The organism is Candidatus Binatus sp. (assembly GCF_030646925.1).
GTDB lineage: Bacteria > Desulfobacterota > Binatia > Binatales > Binataceae > Binatus.
On sequence record NZ_JAUSKL010000005.1, the window covers coordinates 1 to 3,306 of the forward strand.

The following is a 3,306-nucleotide window of genomic DNA, read 5'->3' on the forward strand; positions in this document are numbered from 1 at the left end:
CGGCGACCGAGCGCTTCTGGCAGGGCGCGAAGAAAGTGCTCGGCAATCCGGAGTGGATGGAGACGGAGTTTCTGCAGACTGCGCTGGGACGCGTTGGGCATATCGACATGATCGAGGCGGGCCTGATGGATTGGCTATCGACGCAGACGCGCGCCGAGGCGTTCGAAAAATCGCAGGCTGAGCACGTGCCATGCTTCCCGGTTCATTCGCCCGCGGACGTCGCGGCGAACGAGCAATACAAGGCGCGGCGTTTTTTTATCGAGCACGATCATCCGGTGGCGAAAGAAGTGCGGATGCCCGGCGCGCCGTGCAAGTTCTCGCGCACGCCGTGGCGAATCGTGCGCGGTGCACCGCGTCTCGGCGAGCACAATCGCAAAATCTTCGGCGAGCGGCTCGGGCGCACAGAATCGGAACTCGCGGCGCTCGCGGCGGAGCGAATCATATGAACAAGATGCCACTCGCGGGCATTCGCATCGCGGACTTCGGCTGGATCTACGCCGTGCCGCATGCGACCGCGTGGCTCGGCGCACTCGGCGCCGACGTGATTCGCATCGAGAGCATGCGTGCGCCCGACTTGGTGCGATTTCTCACCGGCACCGACGGGATCGTTGGCGCGAATCGGAGCGGCATCTTCAACGCGATCAATACTTCGCGGCGCAGCATCGTGCTGAATCTCGCGACTCCGGAGGCGCAGCAGATCGCGCGCGGGATCGTCGCGCAGAGCGATATCGCTTGCGAAAATTTTACCGTCGGCAACCTCGCCAAGTACAATCTCGGCTACGACGATCTCGTCAAAATAAAACCGGACCTCATCATGTTGAGCGGCACTCCGCTCGGCCAGGACGGTCCTTTCGCGCGCACGGTGGGATTCGGTCCGACCACGCAGGCGTTCGCCGGCCTGTGCCACATCACGGGATATCCCGGCTCGTTTCCGTGCGGGATCGGCGGCACCTGGCCGGATTTCGCGGTCGGCACCGCGATGGCGTTTTTTCTGCTCGCGGCGCTGCATCATCGCGATCGCACCGGTGACGGCCAGTACCTCGACTTGTCGATGGCCGAGACCGTTACCACGATGATGCCCGAGGCGATGCTCGATTTTCTGATGAACGGCCGCAACCAGGGGCCGATCGGCAATCGCGACGAGGCGATGGCGCCGCACGGCGTGTTTCCGGTCGCCGGCGACGACAATTGGATCGCGCTTGCGATCGCGAGTGACGATGAGTTCGCGGAACTTTGCGGCGTGCTCGGCGTCTCCTCGATGGCGACCGATCCAAAATTTGCGAAGCTGGTGACGCGGCTTGCCAACGTCGATGAACTTGAGCGCGAGATCGCGGCGCGCACCCGCAAATTTGATCGCGACGATCTGGTCGCGAAACTTCGCGAGCACGATCTCGCTGCCGGACCGGTTTACAAAACTGAGGAAGTCGTCAACGATCCAGCCTTCATCGACTCGGGGATGTTGTTGAAACTGAGGCACGCCGAAGTCGGCGAGCGCGCGGTACCCGGATTGCCCGTGAGCTTCAGCGCGATCGATTTGAAATACACGCCCGCGCCCGCGATGGGTGAAAACACCGACGAGGTTTTGCGCGAACTGCTCGGCTATTCGGACGAGAAGATCGCGAGCCTCAAGCAAGCAAATGTTCTATTCTAGCGAGCCATGACTGACGCAACTGCAGTTCCTCACGGCGGCGGGACGGCGCCCGGCATGCTCGCCACATGGATTCAAGCGATTCGCGCACCTTCGCTCAGCGCGGCCGCGATTCCCGTGCTCCTCGGAGTGGCCGTTGCCGCGCGCGACGGATTTTTCGCACCCGGCAGACTCGTTCTCGCATTGATTGGCGCGATGGCGATTCAGGCCGGCACCAATCTCATCAACGATTACTACGACTTCAAAAGCGGCGCCGATTCCGAGCAATCGCTCGGCCCCAGCATGGTCATCCAGCGCGGATTGCTCACGCCCGATCAGGTCTGGCGCGGCGGCGTCGTCGCATTTGCGATCGGCGCGATGCTGGGCCTCGTGCTGGTTTATCTTTGCGGCTGGCCGATTCTCGCGCTCGGCATTCCGAGCGTCGCCGCCGGATATTTCTATACCGCGAGCCCCGTCGCGCTCGCCTACGTCGCGCTCGGCGAGTTGACGGTTTTCATTTTCATGGGGCCGGTGATCGTGATGGGCGCGTACTTCGTGATGGCGCTGCAATTTTCGGCGACTGCGTTGTGGGCGTCGATTCCGCTCGGCTTCATGGTCGCCGGAATTTTGCACGCGAACAACATCCGCGACATAGACACCGATTTGAATCACGGCAAGCGCACGCTGGCCACGATTCTCGGCCGCACCGGCGCCCGCTACGAACTCGTGGTGCTCGACGCGCTCGCCTACGCGAGCGTGATCGTCGCGGTTTTCACGCGCACGCTGCCGTGGATTGCGCTCGCCGTATTCGTCACGCTGCCACGCGCGCTGGACCAACTGCGAATCGTGTTCCGCGAGACCGATCGGAAAAAGCTCAACCTCGCGCTCTTCCGTTCGGTGCAACTCCACATGGAGTTCGGCCTGCTGATGATGCTGGCGTTTCTGATCGCCGCGTTCATGCGCTGGTAGCTGGACTAATTTTTCTGATCAGTTTGGCGATTTCTGTCGGCGGCGACTCTGCGAACTCTGCTTTGAGCGCCTCGTAACTTTTCAGATCGTCGATCGTGCGGAAATATCCGCGATGCACATAGCCGAACACCGGCGCTCCATTCGCGACCATCGGCGCGAACAGTCCCTGCATCAAGCTCCACGGCGTTGCATCGGGAATCAGCTCGAGTACGGCCGGCTCCGCGATCAGCACGCCGCAATACATGAACGGCGTCAGCGTCGTCGCGATGCGATCGTCGAGCGCCTTCGGATAGTCGTCAAACTCGATCGGATCGCGGCGCGCGAGCAGGCGCATCCGGCGAATCCGCGCGTCGGCATCGATCTCGATTCGGCTGTAGTAGCCGGCATTGACGGGATTGAATAGCGCAATCGTCGCGAGTGCGCCGCGGTCGCGATGAAACCGAATCATCGCCGCGAGATCGAGATCGAGAATTGTGTCGCTGTTCGCAATTACGCAGGTTTCGATACCGAGAAAATCGCGAAGGCCGTTCAGCGGTCCGCCGGTGCCGAGCAACACCTGCTCGGGCGCAAACGTGAGTCGCCCGCCGAGCCGCGAACCGTCGCCGAGACCGCTTTGGATTCTACCGGCCAGATGATGAACGTTGATTGCGACTTCGGTAATACCCGCGCGCCTCAGCATCGCGATCGGATAATGAATCAACGGCCGTCCG

4 protein-coding genes are annotated in these 3,306 nt (G+C 61.9%); 3 read left to right on the top strand and 1 reads right to left on the bottom strand.

Annotated features, from left to right (window positions below; all coding sequences use genetic code 11):
• The 3 genes from Q7S58_RS00430 to menA form a co-directional block, all read left to right on the top strand.
• Positions 1 to 446, top strand: a 446-nt coding sequence (locus Q7S58_RS00430) for a CoA transferase (RefSeq protein ID WP_304819658.1), incomplete at its 5' end; no start/stop codon positions are given.
• Entirely contained in the window at positions 443 to 1,651 is a 1,209-nt protein-coding gene (locus Q7S58_RS00435) for a CaiB/BaiF CoA-transferase family protein (protein WP_304819660.1), read from the top strand. The genes Q7S58_RS00430 and Q7S58_RS00435, both read left to right, overlap by 4 nt.
• Before the next feature lie 6 nt (positions 1,652 to 1,657).
• A complete protein-coding gene (gene menA / locus Q7S58_RS00440) occupies positions 1,658 to 2,596 on the top strand; it encodes a 1,4-dihydroxy-2-naphthoate octaprenyltransferase (RefSeq protein ID WP_304819662.1) in 939 nt (312 codons plus the stop codon).
• Here menA and Q7S58_RS00445 read toward each other — a convergent pair.
• The coding region (locus Q7S58_RS00445) for an NDP-sugar synthase (protein ID WP_304819664.1) at positions 2,583 to 3,306 on the bottom strand (724 nt) is incomplete at its 5' end. The genes menA and Q7S58_RS00445 overlap by 14 nt on opposite strands.

Coding starts and splice junctions, on each gene's coding strand:
- Q7S58_RS00435 (WP_304819660.1), top strand. CDS start 443: ATGAACAAGATGCCACTCGCGGGCATTCGCATCGCGGACTTCGGCTGG.
- menA (WP_304819662.1), top strand. CDS start 1,658: ATGACTGACGCAACTGCAGTTCCTCACGGCGGCGGGACGGCGCCCGGC.